Genomic DNA, 21,636 nt, shown 5'->3' on the forward strand with positions numbered 1-21,636 from the left:
GTTGATCCAGTGGCAAATCTTCCCTTTTGCTTATTTTGACATTCTGCCACTGACTAAAGCCAGCTGCCCAGCCTGTCAATATAGTATTTGGCTGGAACCAAGGGCACAAGGAAAACGCGAATATTGGTAAAGTTAATCATCAAAACTTTGTCCAAATCCCGACAGCTAAGGCTAAAGAGTGTCAAACTCTAAATTCAGGACTTTGGAACTCAAGACTTTAGGAGTACTGCCGTATGACCTTGCTTTGGTCTTCCTCATCAGACAGAAAATCAAAGACCCGCACGGTCGGACGAAATTACCAGTCCTCGGTTGTGATGATAATTATTACCTTGGTAATGCTAGGAGGGATGGGCAGTCGTCTTGCCTACCTGCAACTGATTCAAGGAGAACACAACCGGGATCTGGCAGACAACAACCGAATTCGTGTGATTCCCAAACAACCCGAACGGGGCAACATTTTCGATCGCAAAGGCAGAATCCTTGCCAGCAGCCGTCTTTCCCGCTCAGTATATCTCTGGCCTTTAGCACAGAAGCAAAAATCTTGGCCTACCACGCGCAAACGCCTTTCCGAGATCCTGGAGATTCCAGAAGCAGATATTCAAAAGCGCATCGAACAAGTAGGCGAAAACAATCCCACCCTCGTGCGGATTGAGCGCGATATCAGTCCCGAAAAGATAGTAGCCCTAGAAGAATCCCAAACTCAGCTAGAAGGAGTTGAGGTAGACATAGAACCGGCGCGAGTATACCCCAACGGCGAAGTGGCAGCCCACGTCCTGGGTTATACGGGTGAACTGAACGATGTAGATTTAGGTAAGGCGAAGGGCAAAGGCAACGACTATCGACTCGGAGATGTCATGGGGAAAATGGGCGTGGAAGCCGCCTTTGAGAAAACTCTGAGGGGAACCTGGGGCGGTCAACAGGTCGAGGTAGATGGCAAAAATCGGATTTTGCGTATTTTGGGGGATAAAGCCTCAGAACCGGGCAAAAATGTGCATCTAACTATAGACCTAGATTTGCAAAAGGCGGCGGAAGCGGCACTTGGGAATAGCAGAGGTGCAATTGTGGCGATGAATCCCAATAATGGGTCAATCTTAGCAATGGTAAGTCGTCCTGCTTTCGACCCCAATTTGTTTACGCCTCGAATCACCCAAAAAGCATGGCAGCAGCTGCAAAAAGCAAACCACCCCTTTGTCAACCGTGCCCTCCAGGCTTTTCCACCGGCGAGTACCTTTAAAATCGTTACTACCACTGCTGCTATTGAATCGGGCAAATTTTCTCCAAACGCGGTGTTGCCAACTTATGCAGGTATCAGGGTCGGAGGGATTTTCTTTGCAGATTGGAACCACGCTGGATTTGGCCCATTGGGATTTGTGGGCGGTCTGAAGTGGAGTAGCGATACTTTCTTTTACCAAGTGGGAATGAGAACCGGAGGACCAACCCTGATTGACTGGACGCGACGCTATGGCTTTGGTCAAAAAACTGGCATTGAATTGGAAGCTGAAGAAACAGCGGGTTTGGTGGCAGATAATGACTGGAAGCAGCGACGGATGAAAGAGGAGTGGACTATTGGAGATACGGTCAATATGTCGATCGGTCAAGGTTTTCTGCAAACCACACCACTACAGGTGGCCGTGATGTTTGCCGTGCCTGCTAACGGTGGCTACCTCGTCAAACCTCACTTGCTAAAAGATAATGAGGAAGCAAAAAACTGGCGGGTAGATTTACATTTGAAACCAGAAACCGTTCGAGTGGTGCGGCAAGGTTTAAGAGCTGTGGTAAGTAGCGGTACGGGCACGGTAATGAATTCCCCAACTATTCCACCTGCTGCTGGTAAAAGCGGCACTTCGGAAGTGGCACACGGTAAACTAACTCACACTTGGTTCGGTGCCTATGGGCCTATAGATAATCCAGAAATTCTTGTTGTGGTATTTGGCGAACATTCCGGCGGTGGTGGCGGCAAGTTTGCAGCTCCCAAGGTGCTAAAAGTTATGGAAGCTTACTTTCGCCTTAAGAATGGGGGTAAAGAGGCCCCAGCGAAGCCAGTTAAAGTTAAAAAAGTCAGACGGCGTTAAGGAATTTTAGATTTTAGATTTGAAATTAAATCTAATTTCTGTAATCTAAAATTTGGAATTCCAATCCCCAAACTGACCTCAATTTCAGATTTCAGATTTAAAATTGTCAATTCAAAAAAAATTTGAAATCTGCAATCTAAAATTTGCAATTCCCATGCCAAAACTGACCCCAATGCCCCAGTCGCTGAATTTTAAATTTTTCGTTGTTTGGCCTTGTAAAAAGTTTCTAAGCTGTCGCGATCGCCCACAAACCTCCAATGCCAAGGCTCATAACTGACGCCTTGAGCATTGTTTTTCGGGAACGACATCTCAAAGCTATAGCGAGCCGCATTAGCCTGGAGCCACCTGAAGGCAGCAGTCTTTTCAAAATTGGGACTCAGGTTGGTTGCCGGTACTCTTCCATCCCCAACATCGACGGCATAACCCGTGTGGTGTTCGCTGTAACCGGGCGGCGCACTAACAGTCGCTCGTTCTGCTGCTACCTGTCCCCGCTGCGCTTTAACGTCAAAAAACAGGTGCTGCTGTTCCGCCGCTGAGCGAAATCCCGAAATCGGCACTAAAATCACACCCTGTGCCCTAGCTGCTGCCACCATAGCGTTATACTGCTGGGCAGCAGCTTTGCGTAGCTTAAGACGACCATCCGCCGCAATGGGTTGAAGTTCTGCTCCGGGGGCTTCTTTGTAAGCAAAGTGGCCTGATTTTCCCAAGACTATATCCGGCGAGTGGGGGGAACTACTGACAGCTTCAGTTGAGGTGGGACTTGGTTCGGTGGTGGGTGCTGCTTGACTCTTTTGAGATGTCGTTGTCTGAGAGGAAGATTGAGATAAACTGGCGAACCAAAGACCGGCAAAAAGAGCGAAAGCTCCCCATCCCACTAATAGTCCCACCAGCCAGACTCGCTGCGATCGCGGCTGGGGTGATGGGGACTGCACTTCCCGTAAGGCTTCGGGAATATCCTCCATAGAAGAAGTTGCTACCTTAGACGGGTTTCCAGACAAGCTGGCATTATCCACACCATTCACTCCTGCACTTAAGATCGAAACCAGAACACTAAAGAAATTGTAACGGTGTCAGATTGGTCTTTGGGAAGGGAAGATTGAAAATTGCAGATTGCAGATTTAATTAAAATCTAAAATTCCCTTGTCATTGGTCAAAAACACTCGGACAACTGACAAAAGATAACGGACTGCTACCATTTCCTTTAACTTCAGCTACCATGTCCAGTCCGGAAATTAAGCTTTTGGAACTCTATATGCCGATCGCGGGAGGAGTTCTCCTGGGATGGTTTCTAGGCTACATCCTGCCTAAAAGCGTGCCCGCTTATTTGGGCCAGTTTCTCTTCTGGATCGGAGTCCCGATTAGTATTGTGGCGTTTCTGCGACGTACTAATTTATCGGGGCCAATTTGGATCGCACCAGTGGCAGGTTGGGCGGCAATTCTATTGGGGGCAGGACTTGCTTGGGCGGGGATTAAGATCCGAGCATATTTTCAATCTAATGTTGGTGTAGAAATCGATCGCGAAGAGCAGAATCAGGGCAGCTTCTTGTTGGCATCGATGGTGGGCAATACAGGCTACTTAGGCTATCCCGTCACCCTTGCCCTAGTTGGACAGGAATACTTTGGTTGGGCAGTCTTCTACGACTTGCTGGGCAGCACCCTGGGAACCTATGGGTTGGGCGTTGCTCTTGCTGCTCGCTTTGGGACGGGGGCGCATAGCTTTGGACAATTACTCGGTGCGGTTGTGAAAACTCCCGCTCTGTGGAGTTTGGGATTTGGACTGGCTTTCAGACTCCTGCCCCTACCAGATGTAGTTGATACCAGCTTACAGTGGTTTGCGTGGACGATAATAGCGCTGTCCCTAATACTAATTGGAATGCGGTTGAGCCAGTTATCTTCTTGGGGCAGTGTGCGACAGGCGTCCATTTCCTTGGGGATTAAAATGCTGCTGGTTCCTTTAGTTTTGGGGTACGGATTGCGTAGCTTGGGTGTGACTGGGTTACCTCTGCTGGTAATCTTGTTGCAAATGGCAATGCCGCCAGCTTTTGCGACTCTGATTATTGCGGAAGCTTATAATCTAGACCGAGATTTAGCCGTAACTGCGATCGCACTTGGTACAGCTTTACTCTTCTTCACCCTACCGATTTGGCTATGGCTGTTTGGAGTTTAAAGCTGCCGGATAAGATGCTGCTAGATCGGCTATATTCATATTCTCGTAGGGTTCAAAAGGCTGATGAATCCAGGGGCTATCCGGTAAATAGTCCACGCAGTAATCTGGGGCAATTCCAGAACAGCCTTTGTACCAGAGTACCGCTGTCCGAATTTCTTCGATTTGGGAACCATAATTGCGCTTTAGCCAGACAACACTCTGCTGGAGAGTTGTGCCAGAATCTACTAAGTCATCGACTAAAAGGATATGGCTGCCGAGTTGGTCATTGGTCATAGTTATGTGAGAGGAAAATGTGAGATCGCCTCGCTCTCGGTTCTCGAAACCACCGTAAGATGAGGCAGCCAGAATTGCCAGCGGATATCGGTAAATCCGAGATAGAGTATCGCCAATTCGCAATCCACCCCTAGCAAGACAGATAATCTGGTTGAAGTTCCAGTCGGACTGATAGATTTTGACAGCCAAGTGTTCAATTTTAGAGTAGTAGTCTGGCCAAGAGACGTAAATGTCGGGCATAAGTGACGCGATCGTATATATCATGCTACCAGTTTAAAGAAAAACTGTAGAGTACTTTACTTATTCGCCCAGCAATTGAGCGAAGCGTTTTAACACGCTCACAACAGTATACAAATCATTACCCCGCTGGAGCGCAAATGGATAGAAATCAGCATATTTTGCCTTACCTTGTTTCATCAGCCTGAACTTCCGCTGGCAATTGTTTCAGCACTTCGTAGTTGACAACAAGTTCTAACATATACTTGAACAATCAGAGATAAATCAAACAATATCTTCTCTCCTTCTATTCTTTTGAGTAAATAACGTTGGCTCAAAGATTGTAACCCATTCATCAAATCCATTGATGATAGAGATAGATTTTCTCTTAAATCTTCTCTCGACACAGGTCGATCAAATTTACTTAATTGTAAAATAATCTCTAGTTCTATCGGTGATATTCGTTTGAATAATTCAGTGAAGCGTGATTTCATATCTTTAGTGACAATTATCCCATCTTCATTCAAAAAATCAGCGACTTTCCCATCAAATATATTTTTAATTAAATTCGCAATATCTTTTAAATCAACCGGATTACCTTCATAGACTTCAATCAGCTTTGACCAGCTTGACTCGTCTTTTAACTTCAGGCTTTTCAGTATTTCGGTATTGTTTAAGCCTTGTAACTCTAAGGATTTAATAGGGTATAATTCTTCATCTAAGCAGAGCATTTCCTGGCATTGTTCTTGACTGATTAAGATTAAAGTACTTTGATGTTCTATCTCTGTCATCATTTTCATCAAGTTTTGATAGTTCTTATATTCCGGTTTGAATTGTCCTGCCAATTGTCCACTGACAAATAATTCTTCCACATCATCAAGGATAATTAAACATCTTTGCTGGCGTAAAAGGTTAAAAAATTGAGTTAACTTATTGTCAGATTGAATAAGCTCGGTATTGATACCTGTGAAAATTTCAGTAAGAATACCATCTAAAGACTGGGATAGTTTGAGAATTTTCCAGATAACTACATCAAATTGTTGTATATTTAGGTCAAGAAACTGTTTAACTAGGGTAGTTTTACCAATTCCACTTAATCCTAAAACTGAGATGAGACGAGTATTTTGGTTAGTTAGCCAATCGGATAGGGTTTGAAGTTCGAGAGTGCGATCGTAGAAATGAGTAATTTTCGGTGCTAGGGTTAAATCGTGATATCTTCTGTTTTTGTTCGTTTTCTCTTCCTTATTGATAGATTGATTTGGATCTGCTGGAGGATAAAACGGACAATAAGTAATATTTGTATTTACACCAACAAACTGAGCAGAATTTATAACGCTTTCTGAATTTATAAATCTTTCTAGCGTCCAACAAAAATTATATTTATTAATATCTTCATCTAACTGTTCAGATAAAATCTTAAATAACTTACGACTAACATCTCCCACATAGTTTTTATCATACCCAGATTCATCTGCAATTTGATTGTAACTTTTCCCTTGCCAAACTCCTTGAATGACAGTTTTTTGCAGATCGTCTAGGTGTTCACCCGTTTGTTTCTCGACTAACCGATCTACAAATTGTAAAACTTCCGTAATAGTCATAGAGGTTAGGTAGGATAAGGGTTTTGGGGATTATAGCTTAGTATAAGCCAAGAAAATCAGGTTTTTTCGGGGTTTACCTTAATATTTTGTTATAAAAATGCCATCAAATCTGTTTTTTTCAGTTGGTAGCGTTTAGCACAAGGGATTTACTATAAGACTGTGCCATTTTACTGGTCAGATAAAGTTCTACTTTTTTAACCAAAACAACGCAAGCAGTAGAGCGCAGGGTAAAAATGAAGCTTATTCGTAAAGTTGCCGCATTTGGGGCGATATGCCTGGTTTTTGCGGGATCGGCTTGGCAAGTAGCGGAAGGACAACAGCGCACCACTTCTCTATTTTCAACTGGTTGCGTTGAGCGCGGCTTTGCCTCAAGTGACAACACAAATATTTCTATTGGTAGAGAGTTATTCACTTCTATCTATAAAATGGGTGCAGGTTCAAATCCGTTTAATGAAGGAGGTTCTGCGGTTACTTGCAGGATTAGACCTGGTGGGTCTCCACCCAGGTTTAAAACTCTTCGCTTAGCATTTGGTATGGCTGATGATGAGAGATCAAAGGGCGTCTTAGAAGTAAATATATATCTGGATGGGGTTCAAGTGGAATCTAGAAGTATCGGTCAAGGAGATAAAGCACTGGTGTTGCTTGATGTTAGCCGTGCAAGCAGCATAGCAATAGAAATTCCCTGGGATAAAAATTCCTTTGGTTATATTAGGTTTTTTCAAGCCTTACTTGAACCTATTTCCTCATCACCTGGTCGCCGGCGGTAATTATGAGCATCAGCAGACGTAAATTTACTAAGTTAGGTATTATAGGTGGCGCTTCTCTAGCGACTACCTCTGGTATATTTTTCCCTAAACCAGCAGAAGCGTTTATTTTCGGCTTTCTGCTGAGAGCATTATCATCCCGTGCTGTTTTTGGTGGCTTATTGCGCTTTGCTGCTGGCAGAATTATTCGAGGTGCATTATCCGACGAATTTGGCCCTTCTGAAGAAGAACTTTTGGCAATTCAACTAGCTGACCGGGATTTCGTTGAGCGTCAATTCAGAGAAAATAAAACCGAACTTGCACGCGCTCAAACCAATATTATCTGGGGGCAACAAAGACAAGATAAATGGGGGCCAAATGTGGGTTTCGGTTTTGTTCAGAAATCTCAAGATGGAACTAGCACTGCTAAAATTACTGGCCCCACAATGGTAGGTATTCACGTTGCTACTCAAGTGCTAGCCAAACAGGGACTTTCTCCTAATCAGGTTGCAGATTCACTTTTACCCGTGCGTTCTCAATTGGATGATTGGTGTAGTTGGGAAGGAGATAGTTTTCCTGATGCAACTGGGAACCGAAATGTTTGTTTTCAAAACTATCGTACAGTCATGGGCGAAGTTACTTCTCGCTATGAGTTAATTCAACCTGGTCGCGGTGGACGTGGTAATGTTGAGCTAATTGTTGAAGCTGGTGGTCAGCCGCGCCGGGAAATCATTGTTGAAGTCAAATTTTCGTAATTTTTTAGCTATGAGGACACCTCTAAAACTAACTGCTTCTTTACTTATCCTTCTGGGATTATCTTTTCAAGCTGAAGCTAAAATTTTATACACACATCAGGAATCGGCAAGTAAACTCGGTATTTCAGCAGATGGTGTAAATGAAATTTTAGTTAGCAGGGAAACTATTATTCCAAGACCTAGAAGAAGTGATTTGAATGATGCTTTGAGAGGATTCAGAACGCAAACTTTTAGAGTAAGTCGTTCTGTAGATTTTACTTTGAACAGAGACGGAATGCGGCATATTCTCCAAAGTCATCATCCTAATTATTGGGATGGTTCACGAGAACAGTACCAAACATTTTTTGATGAAGATATGGATGTTCGTGATATTGTAGGAGCAATTAGAAAGGTAGTAAATGAAAATAGGGAAATATTTAATGGTGTGACTGCTAATCGGCAGTGTCAAATTACTGGAACATTAGGTATATTAAATCGAAAAAATTATGTTTTAGGTATAAAATCCGGCAGGCTCATAGGTCAGTTTTTTCCAAAACATCGAAATTACCGACTTACAAACCCCTGTCGGTAGATAAATTATTTGTAGGCTATTATTCAGCCAAATCAACTAGCAAGGAGAATCCCTGATGAAAACATCTCGTTTCAAATCAGTTTTGGCTTTACTTGTAACTGCTGTGATTCTACTTTCTGATGTGGGTGCAGCATTTGCTAGACCTCGCATTCGTTTAAATCGGAGTCCGCGCAATCCAATACCTCGGACTGGGATTATTGGAACCCGTCTTCGCGGCTTTTTGCCTACCCCCAGACAGCACGGTCAGAACAGAAAGAGAAAACACAATATTCCTGCCAGAGATGTACTTCAAGCAGTTCGAGAAGGTAGGATTGTTCGTCAACACCATCAACGCGGACGTAATGGTAGAATGAGAGTGCGCTATGAAGGTCGCAATGCTACCGTAGTGACCCAGAACGGTAGAATAGTAACTACATTTTGGAATAATCCACTTAATCGTAGCCGCCAACGCAGCGCCGCAGAAGGACGCCGAATTCCTTTTCCAAATCGTAATCGCTAGCAGCTATAGTAGGATGCGTCAGAAAAAAGTTATTGATCGGATAATTAACTTAACAATCTGATAATTTCCACACCAGTTATTGCTCCAATATATACCTCATTGTTCAAAGTTGGATCGAATAGCCCTAAAACCCAAGCCGAGCCAATTTCGCTAATATAACGCTTGACCAATGTGCTACTATCTATGAAGTAAATTGCCATTTAACGCCGTTCCTCAATGATAGTTTCAGAAACAGACTTTCCCTCGACCTGAATTAAATTTCTCTCTGCGATCGGTTGATATGTAGGATGAGCGATCGCTTCGTTTCATGTTAACTTACCGCGATTTCATTTATGAAGCCCAACAAGTGGGATATTTGTCCAAATGGAATCTGAGAATGGACTCTTACGATCGCTTCTTTTCACGCGCAGCCTGCCTAACGGCATTTTATATGCTATAATTACCGAAAATAGCAGCGCTACATTTATAATATAATTATCACGCCCAAAACTCAAATGAAAGCTGAAGATTATCCATTTGTTAAAGAACTGATAATTGACATTAAGGGTACTATCCAAAAAGTCGTTATCAATTTTAGTGATTATCAGCGCCTCCTAGAAGCGATGGAGGATGAAGGACTCGTACTTGCCATGATGGAAGTAAAAGATGAAACCCCCCTTAATTTAGATGAAGCGCTAGCAGAACTTGAAAAAGAGTGAATACACAGTATCTACCTAGTTTTATTAAAGACCTCAAGGCGCTTAAAAGTACGCCAGTGTTTGAATCTATTAAAGCACTGGTTTTTGAAGAAATACCAGACATCCCTAATTTTGAAGATATCCCCAATTTGAAAAAGCTAAAGGGATATGAAAATGCTTATCGAATTCGATTAGGTGACTATCGCATCGGTGTTGTATTTGATGGCAAAACAGTTACGTATTACAGGACACTACATCGAAAGGAATTTTACCGCTACTTTCCTTGAGTGCGATCGCCTATCTCTTAGGCTGCATCAGACCAAAAAAGCTCGATCGCTCAAACCAAAGCGGACTGCTTCCCCTCACCAAGGGCGCTCAGCCAAACAAAAATACAGCGTTTGGCAACATTTGAGCCTAAAATTAGCCAAGTACAATCGATCGTCAGTAGTATGAGTAATCCTGCCAATTCTCCCCATTCCGATTCCACACCTGAGAGCGAAAAGCTCACTTTCGGCACCAAACTGGCTTATGGTGCTGGTGATATGGGTGCTGCCATCACGGCTAATATTGGGGTGTTTTATACGGCATATTTCCTTACCGATGTGGCTGGCTTGAATACTGGATTGGCGGCATGGGTGCTGCTGATTGGCAAGGTTTGGGATGCGGTGAACGATCCCATTGTGGGTGTGATGAGCGATCGCACCCAAAACCGCCGCTGGGGTCGTCGTCTACCTTGGATGTTATACGGCGCGATTCCTTTCGGGGTTACTTTCTTTTTGCAGTGGATTGTACCCCGTTTTAGTGGTGATGAGGCTACCAATCAGTGGGGATTGTTCTGGTACTACGTTGTTATATCGATTCTGTTTAATTCTTTCTACACTGTCGTCAATTTGCCCTACACCGCTTTGACGCCCGAACTGACTCAAGACTACGACGATCGCACTAACCTCAACAGCTTTCGATTTGCTTTCTCAATAGGCGGCAGTATTCTTTCTGTGATTGTGGTCGGTATTATTGCCGGTGTGATTCCGAATGACCGCATTCAGCAGTATTTGGTAGTGGGAGCGGTTTGTGCCCTGATGTCCGTATTGCCTTTGTATTGGTGTGTTTGGGGGGTTCGCTCTCGCGTTATGGCTGTAGCAGCACAACACCCTGAGATCGATCGGCCCGTATCCACACCAATTTTGTCACAATTGCGGATTGTTTTGAGCAATCGCCCGTTTTTGTTTGTGATCGGCATCTATCTTTGTTCTTGGCTCGGTGTCCAGCTTACAGCTGCTATTATTCCTTACTTCGTTGTTAGTTGGATGCGCTTGCCAGATTCTGCGATCGCGCAAGTAATTATCGGCGTCCAAGGAACTGCTTTAGTGATGTTGTTTGTCTGGAGTGCGATTAGCGAACGGGTAGGCAAAAAAGCAGTTTATTTTATGGGAATGGGAGTCTGGATAATAGCACAGGCAGGACTCTTTTTTTTACAGCCCGGTCAAATATCATTGATGTATGTCTTATCGGTGATGGCAGGTTTCGGTGTTGCTACGGCTTATCTAATTCCCTGGTCAATGTTGCCAGACGTGATCGAACTGGATGAATTGAGAACCGGAGAGCGTCGGGAAGGTATATTTTATAGCTTTGTGGTATTACTGCAAAAAGTTTGTTTGGCGATCGCAGTCTTCTTGGTTTTGAAAAGTTTAGATTGGGCTGGATATATGAAGCCCCTGGCCAACGTTCCGACGCCTATTCAACCCGATTCTGTCCTGTTTGCAATCCGCATTGCTATTGGCCCGCTGCCAACAATTGCTCTCATCTGTGGTTTGGTGCTGACCTATTTTTACCCGATTACTCGCGAAGTTCATGCGGAAATCTTGCTGAAACTCAAAGAAAAGCAAAATGTTAGTGGTCAATAGTCAATAGTCAATAGTCAATAGCCATTTGTTATTAGTCAGTAGCTTTTCACAAATGACTTATTTCAAATTTCTGATTTCAGATTTAAAATAAATCTAAAATCTAAAATTTACCAATGACCACTGACAACTGACAACTGACAACTGACAACTGACAACTGACAACTGACAACTGACAACTGACAACTGACAACTGACCACTGACCACTGACAACTGACCACTGACCACTGACAACTGACAACTGACAACTGACCACTGACAACTGACCACTGACTTCACTGACGTAGCGGTAATTCGATGCGGAATGTCGTCCAGCCGTCCCGGCTTTCTACGTTAATATTGCCCCCCATCTGCTCTACCAGTTTCTGTACTAAAGCCAGCCCCAAACCAGTACCGCCTTGTTTCCAAAGATCTGCCTGTAGAACTCGATAAAACTTCTTAAAAAGATGAGCTAACTCCGAAGAAGGAATTTCCACTTGATTGCTGACGGTAAAGATAGCCATCGGCACAGAGGAAGAGGAAGTAGCCTGCGACTGCGGGAGATATTCTTCAGACTCTATACTGTTGCCTAAATGGTGGTAAACGCGCAAAACTATGCCGCTGTTAGGGGGCGTATATTTGCAGGCATTGTTGAGCAGTTCTGCCAGGATTCGGCCTAATCCAGCGCGATCGGTAACTAGCGGGGGTAAGTCGGGTGACAATTCTACTTGGAGGTTTTGTTCCCGTTCGAGAGTACGAGTGCGAAATGGTTCAACTATGTTGGGTAACCACTCTTGCAGGGTAAGCGATTCCGCGAGGGAGAGGGGATAAGAGGATGCTTCTAGCCGCTGCAAATCCAGAAGATCGTTAATCAGTTCGGTTTCGCGATCGCACTCGGCTTTGAGAATCTCCAAATAGCGCTGGTGTCGTTCTCCGCTGGGAACCAGTTTGAGCATTTGGATCGCCATTTTCATGTTAGCCATAGGCGTCCGCAATTCGTGGGAAACCGTACTCAAAAAGTCATCTTTGAGGAGATTGAGTTTTTCCAGTTCTGCTACTTGTGCTTGAGCTGCTTGATAAAGTCTAGCTTGACGAATCCCGATCGCGCAATGATTCGCTACCTGCTGTACCAATCGTATTTCTAAATCGCTAAAAGCATAATCCTGGTTATTTATTAACCACAAGTCCCCCAAAACTCCTTCATTATCAAAAATAGGACAAGCCAGCATCGCCACTCTTCCATATACTGGATTGGGAAAGATCGAACAAAACTGGAAATATTGTTTTTCTAAAAGTTGAGTATAGAGTTCCGGGAAGTTTGCCATCTGAGCTAAGCGACCCTGTTTTGCGGGAATCTTAACTGCGTAGTCCTGACAAACAGTGGAAGTACCATTTTCTAAATCGTATATAGCTGCATTACAGGAACTGATGTTTAGCCCGATAGCTACTTCTCGCACGGCTGTTTCAAAAATATGATTTTCATCAAGGCTGTCGCGAACTTTTTCAGTTATGCGTTTGAGCATGGCTTCAAAGTCAAGCGCCTTTTGCAACTGGGCGGTGCGTTCTTGCACTTGCTGCTCCAGCTCGGTATTGAGTTTTTGTATTTGCTTGAAAAGTGAGGCTTGCTGGATTGCGAGTGCTACCGTTGTGGCCAGATGTTGCAGGAAATCGATTTCAAACGGTTGCCAATGTCGCGATCCAGAACACTGATGGGCGCACAGCAATCCCCATAGTTGGTTGTTGAACGCAATTGGCACAACCAGATTAGCGTTAATCTGTATTCGAGCGAGTAACTCTATGTGACAACTTGCGAGATTTCCTTGGTAAATATCATCAATGGCACAGACATGACCCTGTTCGTACTTTTGGATAAATTTGGCGTTAAAACAAGGATCTTCGCAAGAGAAACCCAAGATTGACGAACAATTCGGTGCAATGGATTCGACAACAAATTTACCAAAATTTTGGGGCTCGATCTGATAAATTGCTACCCGCTCTACTTGCAGAAAGCTGCGTACTTCTGCTACTGCTTGGTTGAGAATTTCATCTATGTTTAAAGACTGGCGAATGCGCTCTTGGATTGTTCCCAGTAGCCGTTCTCGCTCAGTTTGCTGGCGTAGGGCTTCTTCTGCTTGTTTGCGATCGGTTATATCTTGGACGGCACCGTAGATCAGAAGTAAGCGATTTCTATCATCGCAATAAATAGGCTGGCTATAATCGCGCAGCCAGCGGATTTCCCCATTTTTGGTGAAGATCCGGTATTCGCTTACATCTGAGAGCCAACACAGAATGGTTTGCAGGCGCTCTTGAAAAATTTGCCGATCATCGTGATGAATGAGATTTTGCCACCCGCCGCGTGCTTCGACTTCTTCAGAATTGAAGCCGGAAATACGGCTAAAGGCACCTGTAATCCAGTCTGTAACAAAAAAGCCGTTGGAGTCGATCCTCGCGGCATAAGCGAAGTCGGATGTCAGTTCTGAAACTATTCGATAGCGCTCTTCACTTTTTGCCAGATGTCTTTCTGTTTGCTTGCATTGGCTTGTGTCTCGCACAATCACTACAACTTCTTCACTACCGTTAGGAATAATCCGAGCTTCAAAGTCGTGCAATTTGCCATTATTTAACAGATGATATTCAAAAATTTCTGTTTTTCCGTTCGAGAGGGCTTGTGCTATGTGCTGCATTGCCCTCTCGGCTAGTTTTTTTGGTAATGTCTCGGATATTTTTTTACCCCAGAAATCACTGGGAGGCAATTGTAAGCTGAAGTCTTTTGGAACGTGCCCGTCCAAAAAAGTACCATCTTTATAGGTGCGAAATATAGCATCCGGTATGACGTTCAACAAAATTTGGGTTGTCCTTTCGTTTTGTTGCGATCGCTCTTTTGCCTGTACGTCATATTCGACTTCTATAGAAACTTCTACAAAACCTGTGATATCACCATTGGCATTTTTAATAGCCGAATTAGTTAGCTGTGCCCAAAACTCGCTCCCATCTTTGCGCTGCAAAAAAATTTCGCCTCTCCACTCACCTTGCTGGACTGCGTTGTCGAAAATTTCTTCTACTCGCTGGCGGCTAATTTGAGGCACGATAATCTCATAGATATTTTTACCTATGACTTCTGCTGCTTGCCATTGATAGAGAGTTTCGGCGCACCTATTCCAATAGGTTATCTTTCTTTCTGTATCCGTGGCAATGACAGCATGACAGATCAGATCTAAAAGCGATGCCTGAGAAAACATTTGCTCCTCTGCCTGCGCCTGAGTTTCCGCTGCCACTAGAATAGGTGAGCGCGGTCTTGAGGCCATCTCATCCCGGAAAAATTGACGCAGACTATTGAGCCCTTCTAGTTCCATACTCAATTATTCGTCTCCTGGTTCAGACTATCCCCTACGACGATCTTTATAGAATCAGGCTAGACCGGCTAATACTAGCAATTTAAACTCTTTCTGAGCGTGCGTCCATAGATACATATTTTTTCTCTTGCGTAAGGGGGGAGTGCTGAGTGCTGAGTGCTGAGTGAGGAGTGGGGAGTGGGGAGTTTGGTGAAGCTTAGTTACTGGACTGGCTTTACCATTTAGGTTGCTTTGGCGTCAAGCTGTTGTCAATATGTTAAGATTTGTAAATAAATATAGCTAAAGGTTAAACTAAGCAAATGAATGATTCCAAGATAGAACAAATTTCGGCTCAGCTAGAGAGTGTGTCTTCGCGCGATCGCATGATTGCCCTCGCCTTGTTGCGGGATGTGCCAGCGTTTGAGGCGGTGCCTTTAATCAAAAAAGTTTTGGAAGACGAAAACCTCCAAATTCGCTCAATGGCTGTGTTTGCCTTGGGTATTAAGCAGACTCCAGAGTGTTATCCAATTTTAGTAAAGTTGCTAGAAACCGATCCCGATTACGGAATTCGCGCTGACGCTGCGGGTGCCTTGGGTTATTTGGAAGATAATCGTGCATTTGAGCCTTTAGTGCGGGCTTTTTACGAAGATACCGATTGGTTGGTGCGTTTTAGTGCGGCAGTCTCCCTGGGAAATCTCAAAGATCCACGGGCTTATGAAGTGTTGATTCGGGCTTTAGATACGGATGAAGTCGTGCTGCAACAGGCAGCAATCTCAGCGTTGGGTGAAATCAAAGCGATCGAAGCAGTCGATCGTATCCTCGACTTTGCCCAGTCAGAAGATTGGTTAGTGAGGCAACGCTTAGCCGAAGCTTTAGGCTATCTTCCCAGTCCTAAAAGTCTTTCGGCCCTCAAATACCTCGAAAAAGACAGTCATCCCCAAGTTTCTGAAGCAGCTAGAATTTCCCTGGGCCGTCTGGAAGAGGGGCTAGGGGCTAGGGGCTAGGGGCTAGGGGCTAGAGGGGCTAGGGGCTAGGGGCTAGGGGCTAGGGGGAAGAGGGAAGAGAGAAGAGAGAAGAGGGAGAATTTTCTTTCTTTTGACTTTTGACTTTTGACTTTTGACTTTCCTAGCCCCTGTAAAATTGGGATAACAAAATTTTTGGCGCGAGACAATTTACTTCATGGATGTTAAAGAGTTTTTCCAGCTAAGCGCTGGCAAATGGTTTTCACAACGTACCAGTCACCATCTGGCTTTCAAGCAATCAGAAAGTGGCAAGTCAGACCTCAAGATTGATATGCTCCCAGCAGACGATCCCGAAGTGATTAAGCTGTGCCAGCAATACGATATTGCCCTGGAGAGTACCTGGGGTGGGGCTCGCGTCACTTGGGACGGCACAATGGAGTGGGATGAAGAAAAACACGCGGGTTCTTCAGTGCTAGTGCCAATTCCCGACCCGGATCGCCCCAACGAAGGCAAGTTGTTGCGGGATGTTGGCTATGCCGAGAAGGCAGAGGTTGCAGGTCGCTACATTATTGGTAGCGACGATGCTATGACGCTGATTACTGAGTACGAGACTATGTATTCAGAAGAGCGCATCTGGTTTGCCAGTCCTAATTTGCGACTGCGAACTAGCATCCTGAAACGATTTGGTGGTTTCAGTATGGCGTCTTTTTGCTCGGAAATTCGCATGGGAGTAGTCAAAAATTAAAAGTTGAAATATTAATTTTTCAGCTTTTATAGCCACAGTCACATAAGTTAGGACAGTATTGAACGCTCAAAGCAAGGCCGGGACTGTGTTTGTACTCAGCACTTTCCTGTACTCAGCACTTTGCTATACCTCTTCTATGGGGTAGGCGAAGGCTTTGAGCTTGGTGTAGAAGTCGGAGGATGGGCTATCTGGGATAAATCGATCGATCGGGCGATAGCCCAAATTCCAGCTGGAAAAGTCACTGAATTCTAGACTTGGCAGTTGCTGGCGAGACTGATAACCTGAATAGCCATTTGTCAGAGGAGATTTCGGCTCATCTGACTTTGGCAATAGCCCAGATGGGACTTCCACACAAGTTTCATTTGGGCTGGGGTGACTTTCCCGATCAGCCGCGACAGCGATACTTGAGGCGATATGTTCCTCCAAAACAGGCTGCGCTAGAGCCTCGAAGGGGTTTAAGGTAGGGGCAGCAGACCGATCGCCAGAGATAAAGGAAATCTCTGCTGCTGGTCTATCAACAGCGTTAATATGGTGCTGGCGCGACTCCTCTAGTGAGTCTGCGGAACTGGTAAAAAACTGCTCCTGAAGCTCTTTGGGTAATTTGCTGCAAACAAGGCGTTCAAATTCGTACTTGAAATGGTAAAGCGGTTGGTTACGCCGCAGCCAAATAACTAAAATCTGCTCGACCGAAACGGCTTTATACCGTCCTTGATAGAGTGCCTCAATGACGGCAAGACGCACCCAGTTAGCTGGGTAATGGCCGATCCACCGCGCAACCAATTCACTAGCCCGATAGCCGCCCACGTCGAAACTGTAGTTAGCCAACAGCAATGCAGCGGCGGCGGCAGCCGGTTCGTTTTCTTGTGCTGTACAGCCTTTTTTTAGTTCGCTCATCAACTGTCAATCTTAGCGCCGTAAAAACGACATAGGGGCAAAAGGCAAAGGTTAGCAGCGGGGTACTCGAACCCCCCAACCAATTTTAGGGGTACTTTTCGGAACAATTAACAATGAGTAATGAACAGCCCGGACGCGAAAATGTTAGTTTGTGACCGAGGGTTTCTTCACTGACCAAAAAATAGTTATGCTACTTAGACCCTGCCCTCCTTTTCCTCTCACCGCCAAACTGAGTACAGTTTTGGCGGGAGTCTCTAAGGAGAAAGAAAGATGATTGAAGTTGAGCATTTGAGCAAAATCTACGGCTCGACCCCAGCGATCGAAGATGTAACTTTTACTGTGGAGCCGGGGGAAATCGTCGGGTTTTTGGGGCCGAATGGAGCCGGGAAAACGACGACGATGCGGATTTTGGCTGGGTACTTACCTGCTACCAGCGGTACGGCTCGTATTGCTGGGTATGATGTTCATGAGGATTCGATCGCAGTTCGGCAGCGAATTGGTTATTTGCCGGAGGTGCCGCCGCTGTATCCAGAAATGACGGTAGAGGGATTTTTGCACTTTGTGACGCAGATTAAGGGAGTACCGGCGGGCGATCGCGCTCTTGCGATTAACTCGGCCTTAAAACGTTGCAATCTGGAAGAAAAACGCAAAGTACTGATCCGCAAGCTTTCCAAAGGGTTTCGCCAGCGCGTGGGAATTGCCCAGGCTCTAGTCCACGATCCCCCTGCGATTATTTTAGATGAGCCGACGGTTGGCCTCGATCCGCGTCAAATTATCGAGATGCGAAAGTTGATCAAGAGTCTCGCCGGTAGCCACACGATTATTCTTTCAACTCACATTTTGCCGGAAGTCAGCATGACTTGTAGCCGCGTGGCGATCATCAATCGCGGCCAAATTGTGGTAACTAATACGCCAGAAAATCTTGAGGCTAGTCTGATTGAGGGATCGGGTTATGAAGTCGAGGTTGAGGGAGATGCAGACACCGCCTTGGAAAGGTTAAGAGCGTTGTCGGGGATACGTTTGGTAGAATCTATGGCGATGGAGCATCTGCCTGAGAATCGGTCTGTTTACCGGATCGTATCGGAAACGGGAGCAGAACCGGGTCGGGAGATAGCGACAGCTTTGGTGTCAGCTGGATTGGGGTTATGCGAAATGCGACGCACTCGCGCCAGTCTAGAAGATGTGTTCCTACAATTGACGACTTCGGAAAAAGCGATCGCTGATGAAGAGGTGCTAAAAAAGTCAAAAGTCAAAAATCAAAAGTCAAAATGGGCAGAGGAGGAAAGGGACAGAGGGGCAGAGGAGAATTCGCACTCAGTACTTAGCACTAAAGACGAAGCAATTACGGAGTCCCAGTCCTCTTCTTCTGAGGAAAGTGAGAAGCAAAAAGGTATCGGAGATAGTTAAATGCGGATAATTCTGGCAAATATTATGGCTATCTACCGCAAAGAGTTGCTGAGCTATTTTGCTTCGCCCTTGGCATACTCGATCGCAGCTGTCTTCTGGTTTGTCGCTGGTTGCTTTTTTATGACAATTCTGCTAGGAGAAATTAACCAAGCCGCCATTGTCGATCAACAATACGGAGCAACTGTACCGCCCTTTGATGTCCCCTACAGAGTATTGCAGGGATTTTTGAACGTGATGGGGTCGTTTTCTTTGTTTATACTGCCGATGCTTTCGATGGGTCTTTATGCTGAGGAACGCAAGCGCGGTACTCTGGAGTTGTTGGCAACCTCGCCAATTACTAACTGGGCAGTAGCAGTGGGCAAGTTGTTAGGCGTGGTAACGTTTTTCACGGCGATACTGACACCAGTGTTGGGGTATGAAGCGATCGCCTTGAGTGCAGCTGACTCCCCAGTGCCTTTTGTCGTGCCGTTATTGGGGCATTTAGGATTAATTCTGGTGGCTGCAAGCGTATTGTCTTTAGGAATGTTTATCTCTTCCTTGACCGATAGTACCGTTGTGGCGGCAATCTTCACTTTTGTGGCGGTATTGCTGCTGTGGACGATCGATTTGTTCGGCCAAATGTTTGGCGGTGTGGTAGGCGCAGTATTTGGGTATTTATCGTTGCTAAAACATTACAGTAACCTAGTTCAAGGGGTTTTAGATACTAGCAGTTTAGTATTTTTTGCCAGTTTCATTGTGTTGGGAATATTTCTCACCGCTCAGTCGATCGATGCTTTCCGTTTCCAAAGGTCGTAGGAAATTTCAAATTGAAGATTTCAGATTTAAACTTGAATTCAATCTGAAATCTCAAATCTGCAATTAGCAATTTATGAAAACATTCAAATTCAGCAGTAAATATTGGAAATATCTTTTGGGGATCGGGCCATTCCTGATAGTGATGGGCATATCCGCTGGAGTGGTATCGGATAAGTGGGTGCCCATACCCCTAACGCTGATAATTTTGGGGATTGTGGCTCTAGGGTTTTGGCTGCTAACTCAGGCTAGCGGCGATTTAACGTCGGCTTCACAAACTTTTTGGGGACGGCGTTCCACACAAGCCGGAACTAATGCAATGGCTGCGACAGTGGCAGCTGTGATGATTTTAGCGATCGTAAACTTTTTGGGCGTCCGCTATTCGGGGCGGATCGACTTCACGGATAATAAACTGTTTACCCTTTCGCCCCAGTCCCAGGAGGTGGCGCGGAATTTAAGGCAACCTGTAAAAGTATGGATATTCGATCAAAATCCGAATCCCCAAGACCGGGAATTATTGCAGAACTATCGGCGTTATGGGTCAAAGTTTAACTTTGAGTATGTTGAGCCAAATACTAACCCCGGACTGGCTAGGAAATTTAATGTCAAGGAAAGAGGCGAAGCTTACCTAGAATATGGGGAACAGCGAAAGTTTATCCAAAAAGTCAATCAGGATGAGCGGCTTTCGGAAGAAAAGCTGACCAGTAGCATAGAAAAGATTTTCACTCTCGATCGCATTTCCACAGTCTACTTCCTGCAAGGTCACGGCGAACGTCCGATGGAGTCTGTCAAAGAAGGTTTGTCTGAGGCGATGAAATATCTGGAACAGAAAAACTTTACCAGTAAATCGCTCAACTTGGCAGAACGCGCATCTGTTCCCAGGGATGCTGTAGCGATCGTTGTGGCAGGCCCAAAACGTCCCCTATTCGATCAAGAAGTGAATGTTTTACGCGATTACCTCAAGCAAGGTGGCAGTTTGCTCCTGATGATCGACCCTAACACAGATCCGGGACTGACAGGTTTATTGGATGAATGGGGAGTTAAGTTGGAAAACCGCTTTGCTGTCGATGCGTCTGATGATGGGCGTTTGATCGGATTGGGCCCCGCTACTCCCGTAGTGACTGACTACGGAAATCATCCGATTACGAAAGATTTTGGCAATAGTATATCGTTCTATCAGCTGGCACGACCGCTGGATATACAGCCGGTGAAAGGTGTTGAGGCAAGTTCGCTGCTGTTTACTTCCCAGGATAGCTGGGCGGAAAGCGATCTAGAAAACCGGGAATTAACTTTCGATCCAAAAAGCGATCGCAGAGGGCCACTGATTTTGGGGGCTGCTTTCACTCGCAAGGTGGAATCCATCCCCAATACCAAGCAGTCAGAGGCATCTCCCTCTCCCGCTGCATCGCCAAATAAATCATCGGATAAACCGACGACATCTCAAAGTCCAAAGGCATCTCCCTCTCCTACTGAGTCACCAGCAAAAACAGATCTAAAATCGGATGAAAAGTCAGAAAAACGATCGGATATGGCTAGGTTAGTAGTGTTTGGCAATTCTGAGTTTGCCACAGATGGCGTGTTTAGCCAGCAGTTAAATGGAGATGTGTTTCTCAACTCCGTCAGTTGGTTGCGTCAGCAGGAGAATCAAACTCTTTCAATTCGTCCTAAGCAAGCAAATAACCGTCGTCTCAAGATGACTATTTCGCAAGCTAGCTTGTTGTTTTGGATAACTACAATAATTTTACCTTTAATTGGATTTGGAACGGCTGGCTGGCTTTGGTGGCGGCGGCGATAAAAAATACCTCTTGCAAAAGTCTATTTTTAGCTGTAGGGGAGAAGCATTTGCGCCCGGATTTATCGGTAAAATCAGTGTTTTTATCCGCAAATGCTTCGCCCTTATCCGATTTATGCAAGAGGTCTAAAGAAAAGTCGAAGAAAACGGGAATTTAAAATTTCAGATTTAAAATTTCAGATTTAAAATCTAAAATTTTAAATCTGAAATCTCAAATTCTCGCTCCTCTTCCCCCTACCCCCTATTTTCTTTTGACT

General features: G+C 45.0%; 21 protein-coding genes. 14 read left to right on the top strand and 7 right to left on the bottom strand.

What is annotated here, in order from left to right; genetic code table 11:
• The first annotated feature begins 233 nt into the window (after window positions 1-233).
• A complete protein-coding gene (mrdA, locus tag LAY57_RS01950) occupies window positions 234-2,072 on the top strand; it encodes a penicillin-binding protein 2 (protein WP_249064609.1) in 1,839 nt (612 codons plus the stop codon).
• Window positions 2,073-2,263: 191 nt separating this feature from the next.
• Here mrdA and LAY57_RS01955 read toward each other — a convergent pair whose 3' ends face one another.
• Window positions 2,264-3,085, bottom strand: a complete 822-nt coding sequence (locus tag LAY57_RS01955; RefSeq protein ID WP_249064610.1) for a M15 family metallopeptidase — start codon at window positions 3,083-3,085, stop codon at window positions 2,264-2,266.
• A 203-nt stretch (window positions 3,086-3,288) separates the two neighbouring features.
• On the opposite strand from LAY57_RS01955, the gene LAY57_RS01960 reads away from it, so the two are divergent.
• Window positions 3,289-4,239: an AEC family transporter gene (locus LAY57_RS01960; RefSeq protein ID WP_249064611.1), complete on the top strand. Its 951-nt coding sequence runs from the start codon at window positions 3,289-3,291 to the stop codon at window positions 4,237-4,239.
• Here LAY57_RS01960 and LAY57_RS01965 read toward each other — a convergent pair.
• Both LAY57_RS01965 and LAY57_RS01970 read right to left on the bottom strand, forming a co-directional pair.
• Window positions 4,219-4,752, bottom strand: a complete 534-nt coding sequence (locus tag LAY57_RS01965) for a phosphoribosyltransferase (protein ID WP_249064612.1) — start codon at window positions 4,750-4,752, stop codon at window positions 4,219-4,221. The two genes, LAY57_RS01960 and LAY57_RS01965, sit on opposite strands and share 21 nt — an antisense overlap.
• A gap of 176 nt (window positions 4,753-4,928) precedes the next feature.
• Window positions 4,929-6,329 (bottom strand): helix-turn-helix domain-containing protein, encoded by a 1,401-nt coding sequence (locus LAY57_RS01970; RefSeq protein WP_249064613.1) that lies wholly within the window; start codon window positions 6,327-6,329, stop codon window positions 4,929-4,931.
• A 233-nt stretch (window positions 6,330-6,562) separates the two neighbouring features.
• On the opposite strand from LAY57_RS01970, the gene LAY57_RS01975 reads away from it, so the two are divergent.
• Genes LAY57_RS01975 through LAY57_RS01990 form a run of 4 tightly spaced genes read left to right on the top strand, consistent with a single transcriptional unit; the run spans window position 6,563 to window position 8,897 of the window.
• Window positions 6,563-7,096 (top strand): hypothetical protein, encoded by a 534-nt coding sequence (locus tag LAY57_RS01975; protein WP_249064614.1) that lies wholly within the window; start codon window positions 6,563-6,565, stop codon window positions 7,094-7,096.
• Between the two features lie 2 nt (window positions 7,097-7,098).
• A complete protein-coding gene (locus LAY57_RS01980; RefSeq protein WP_249064615.1) occupies window positions 7,099-7,827 on the top strand; it encodes a Tat pathway signal protein in 729 nt (242 codons plus the stop codon).
• Complete coding sequence (locus tag LAY57_RS01985; protein ID WP_249064616.1) at window positions 7,808-8,398, top strand: hypothetical protein; 591 nt, start codon at window positions 7,808-7,810, stop codon at window positions 8,396-8,398. Before LAY57_RS01980 ends, LAY57_RS01985 begins: the two co-directional genes overlap by 20 nt.
• A gap of 55 nt (window positions 8,399-8,453) precedes the next feature.
• Complete coding sequence (locus LAY57_RS01990; RefSeq protein WP_249064617.1) at window positions 8,454-8,897, top strand: hypothetical protein; 444 nt, start codon at window positions 8,454-8,456, stop codon at window positions 8,895-8,897.
• 44 nt (window positions 8,898-8,941) lie between these two features.
• Here LAY57_RS01990 and LAY57_RS01995 read toward each other — a convergent pair whose 3' ends face one another.
• Window positions 8,942-9,097: a PIN domain-containing protein gene (locus tag LAY57_RS01995; RefSeq protein WP_249064618.1), complete on the bottom strand. Its 156-nt coding sequence runs from the start codon at window positions 9,095-9,097 to the stop codon at window positions 8,942-8,944.
• 294 nt (window positions 9,098-9,391) lie between these two features.
• Here LAY57_RS01995 and LAY57_RS02000 point away from each other — a divergent pair, with 294 nt between their 5' ends.
• From LAY57_RS02000 to LAY57_RS02010, 3 genes are all read left to right on the top strand, one after another.
• Window positions 9,392-9,595, top strand: a complete 204-nt coding sequence (locus LAY57_RS02000; protein ID WP_249064619.1) for a RelB antitoxin-like protein — start codon at window positions 9,392-9,394, stop codon at window positions 9,593-9,595.
• Window positions 9,592-9,861 (top strand): type II toxin-antitoxin system RelE family toxin, encoded by a 270-nt coding sequence (locus tag LAY57_RS02005; RefSeq protein WP_249064620.1) that lies wholly within the window; start codon window positions 9,592-9,594, stop codon window positions 9,859-9,861. Before LAY57_RS02000 ends, LAY57_RS02005 begins: the two co-directional genes overlap by 4 nt.
• Window positions 9,862-10,023: 162 nt before the next feature.
• A complete protein-coding gene (locus tag LAY57_RS02010; RefSeq protein WP_249064699.1) occupies window positions 10,024-11,478 on the top strand; it encodes an MFS transporter in 1,455 nt (484 codons plus the stop codon).
• A 100-nt stretch (window positions 11,479-11,578) separates the two neighbouring features.
• Here the strand turns inward: LAY57_RS02010 and LAY57_RS02015 are convergent, their stop codons facing one another.
• Window positions 11,579-11,755: a hypothetical protein gene (locus tag LAY57_RS02015; RefSeq protein ID WP_249064621.1), complete on the bottom strand. Its 177-nt coding sequence runs from the start codon at window positions 11,753-11,755 to the stop codon at window positions 11,579-11,581.
• A complete protein-coding gene (locus tag LAY57_RS02020) occupies window positions 11,752-14,808 on the bottom strand; it encodes a PAS domain S-box protein (protein ID WP_249064622.1) in 3,057 nt (1,018 codons plus the stop codon). Before LAY57_RS02020 ends, LAY57_RS02015 begins: the two co-directional genes overlap by 4 nt.
• A gap of 299 nt (window positions 14,809-15,107) precedes the next feature.
• Here LAY57_RS02020 and LAY57_RS02025 point away from each other — a divergent pair, with 299 nt between their 5' ends.
• Window positions 15,108-15,791: a HEAT repeat domain-containing protein gene (locus LAY57_RS02025; protein WP_249064623.1), complete on the top strand. Its 684-nt coding sequence runs from the start codon at window positions 15,108-15,110 to the stop codon at window positions 15,789-15,791.
• Between the two features lie 175 nt (window positions 15,792-15,966).
• Window positions 15,967-16,494: a phycobiliprotein lyase gene (locus LAY57_RS02030; protein ID WP_249064624.1), complete on the top strand. Its 528-nt coding sequence runs from the start codon at window positions 15,967-15,969 to the stop codon at window positions 16,492-16,494.
• Window positions 16,495-16,617: 123 nt separating this feature from the next.
• Here LAY57_RS02030 and LAY57_RS02035 read toward each other — a convergent pair whose 3' ends face one another.
• The gene (locus LAY57_RS02035; protein WP_249064625.1) at window positions 16,618-17,388 is read right to left on the bottom strand and encodes a hypothetical protein; all 771 of its coding nucleotides are present in this window, start codon (window positions 17,386-17,388) and stop codon (window positions 16,618-16,620) included.
• A 270-nt stretch (window positions 17,389-17,658) separates the two neighbouring features.
• On the opposite strand from LAY57_RS02035, the gene LAY57_RS02040 reads away from it, so the two are divergent.
• The 3 genes from LAY57_RS02040 (at window position 17,659) to LAY57_RS02050 (ending at window position 21,382) form a co-directional block, all read left to right on the top strand.
• Window positions 17,659-18,795, top strand: a complete 1,137-nt coding sequence (locus LAY57_RS02040; protein ID WP_249064626.1) for an ABC transporter ATP-binding protein — start codon at window positions 17,659-17,661, stop codon at window positions 18,793-18,795.
• On the top strand, window positions 18,796-19,590 hold the full coding sequence (locus LAY57_RS02045; protein WP_249064627.1) for an ABC transporter permease: 795 nt from the start codon (window positions 18,796-18,798) through the stop codon (window positions 19,588-19,590).
• A 73-nt stretch (window positions 19,591-19,663) separates the two neighbouring features.
• Window positions 19,664-21,382: a GldG family protein gene (locus LAY57_RS02050; protein ID WP_249064628.1), complete on the top strand. Its 1,719-nt coding sequence runs from the start codon at window positions 19,664-19,666 to the stop codon at window positions 21,380-21,382.
• Window positions 21,383-21,636: the final 254 nt, after the last annotated feature.

It is taken from the genome of Argonema antarcticum A004/B2, assembly GCF_023333585.1.
Taxonomy (GTDB): Bacteria; Cyanobacteriota; Cyanobacteriia; order Cyanobacteriales; family Aerosakkonemataceae; genus Argonema; species Argonema antarcticum.

Bases quoted from the DNA above. Each gene is read 5' to 3' on its own strand.
- mrdA (WP_249064609.1), top strand. From the start codon at position 234: ATGACCTTGCTTTGGTCTTCCTCATCAGACAGAAAATCAAAGACCCGC.
- LAY57_RS01960 (WP_249064611.1), top strand. From the start codon at position 3,289: ATGTCCAGTCCGGAAATTAAGCTTTTGGAACTCTATATGCCGATCGCG.
- LAY57_RS01965 (WP_249064612.1), bottom strand. From the start codon at position 4,752: ATGCCCGACATTTACGTCTCTTGGCCAGACTACTACTCTAAAATTGAA.
- LAY57_RS01970 (WP_249064613.1), bottom strand. From the start codon at position 6,329: ATGACTATTACGGAAGTTTTACAATTTGTAGATCGGTTAGTCGAGAAA.
- LAY57_RS01975 (WP_249064614.1), top strand. From the start codon at position 6,563: ATGAAGCTTATTCGTAAAGTTGCCGCATTTGGGGCGATATGCCTGGTT.
- LAY57_RS01980 (WP_249064615.1), top strand. From the start codon at position 7,099: ATGAGCATCAGCAGACGTAAATTTACTAAGTTAGGTATTATAGGTGGC.
- LAY57_RS01990 (WP_249064617.1), top strand. From the start codon at position 8,454: ATGAAAACATCTCGTTTCAAATCAGTTTTGGCTTTACTTGTAACTGCT.
- LAY57_RS01995 (WP_249064618.1), bottom strand. From the start codon at position 9,097: ATGGCAATTTACTTCATAGATAGTAGCACATTGGTCAAGCGTTATATT.
- LAY57_RS02000 (WP_249064619.1), top strand. From the start codon at position 9,392: ATGAAAGCTGAAGATTATCCATTTGTTAAAGAACTGATAATTGACATT.
- LAY57_RS02010 (WP_249064699.1), top strand. From the start codon at position 10,024: ATGAGTAATCCTGCCAATTCTCCCCATTCCGATTCCACACCTGAGAGC.
- LAY57_RS02020 (WP_249064622.1), bottom strand. From the start codon at position 14,808: ATGGAACTAGAAGGGCTCAATAGTCTGCGTCAATTTTTCCGGGATGAG.
- LAY57_RS02025 (WP_249064623.1), top strand. From the start codon at position 15,108: ATGAATGATTCCAAGATAGAACAAATTTCGGCTCAGCTAGAGAGTGTG.
- LAY57_RS02030 (WP_249064624.1), top strand. From the start codon at position 15,967: ATGGATGTTAAAGAGTTTTTCCAGCTAAGCGCTGGCAAATGGTTTTCA.
- LAY57_RS02035 (WP_249064625.1), bottom strand. From the start codon at position 17,388: ATGAGCGAACTAAAAAAAGGCTGTACAGCACAAGAAAACGAACCGGCT.
- LAY57_RS02040 (WP_249064626.1), top strand. From the start codon at position 17,659: ATGATTGAAGTTGAGCATTTGAGCAAAATCTACGGCTCGACCCCAGCG.
- LAY57_RS02045 (WP_249064627.1), top strand. From the start codon at position 18,796: ATGCGGATAATTCTGGCAAATATTATGGCTATCTACCGCAAAGAGTTG.
- LAY57_RS02050 (WP_249064628.1), top strand. From the start codon at position 19,664: ATGAAAACATTCAAATTCAGCAGTAAATATTGGAAATATCTTTTGGGG.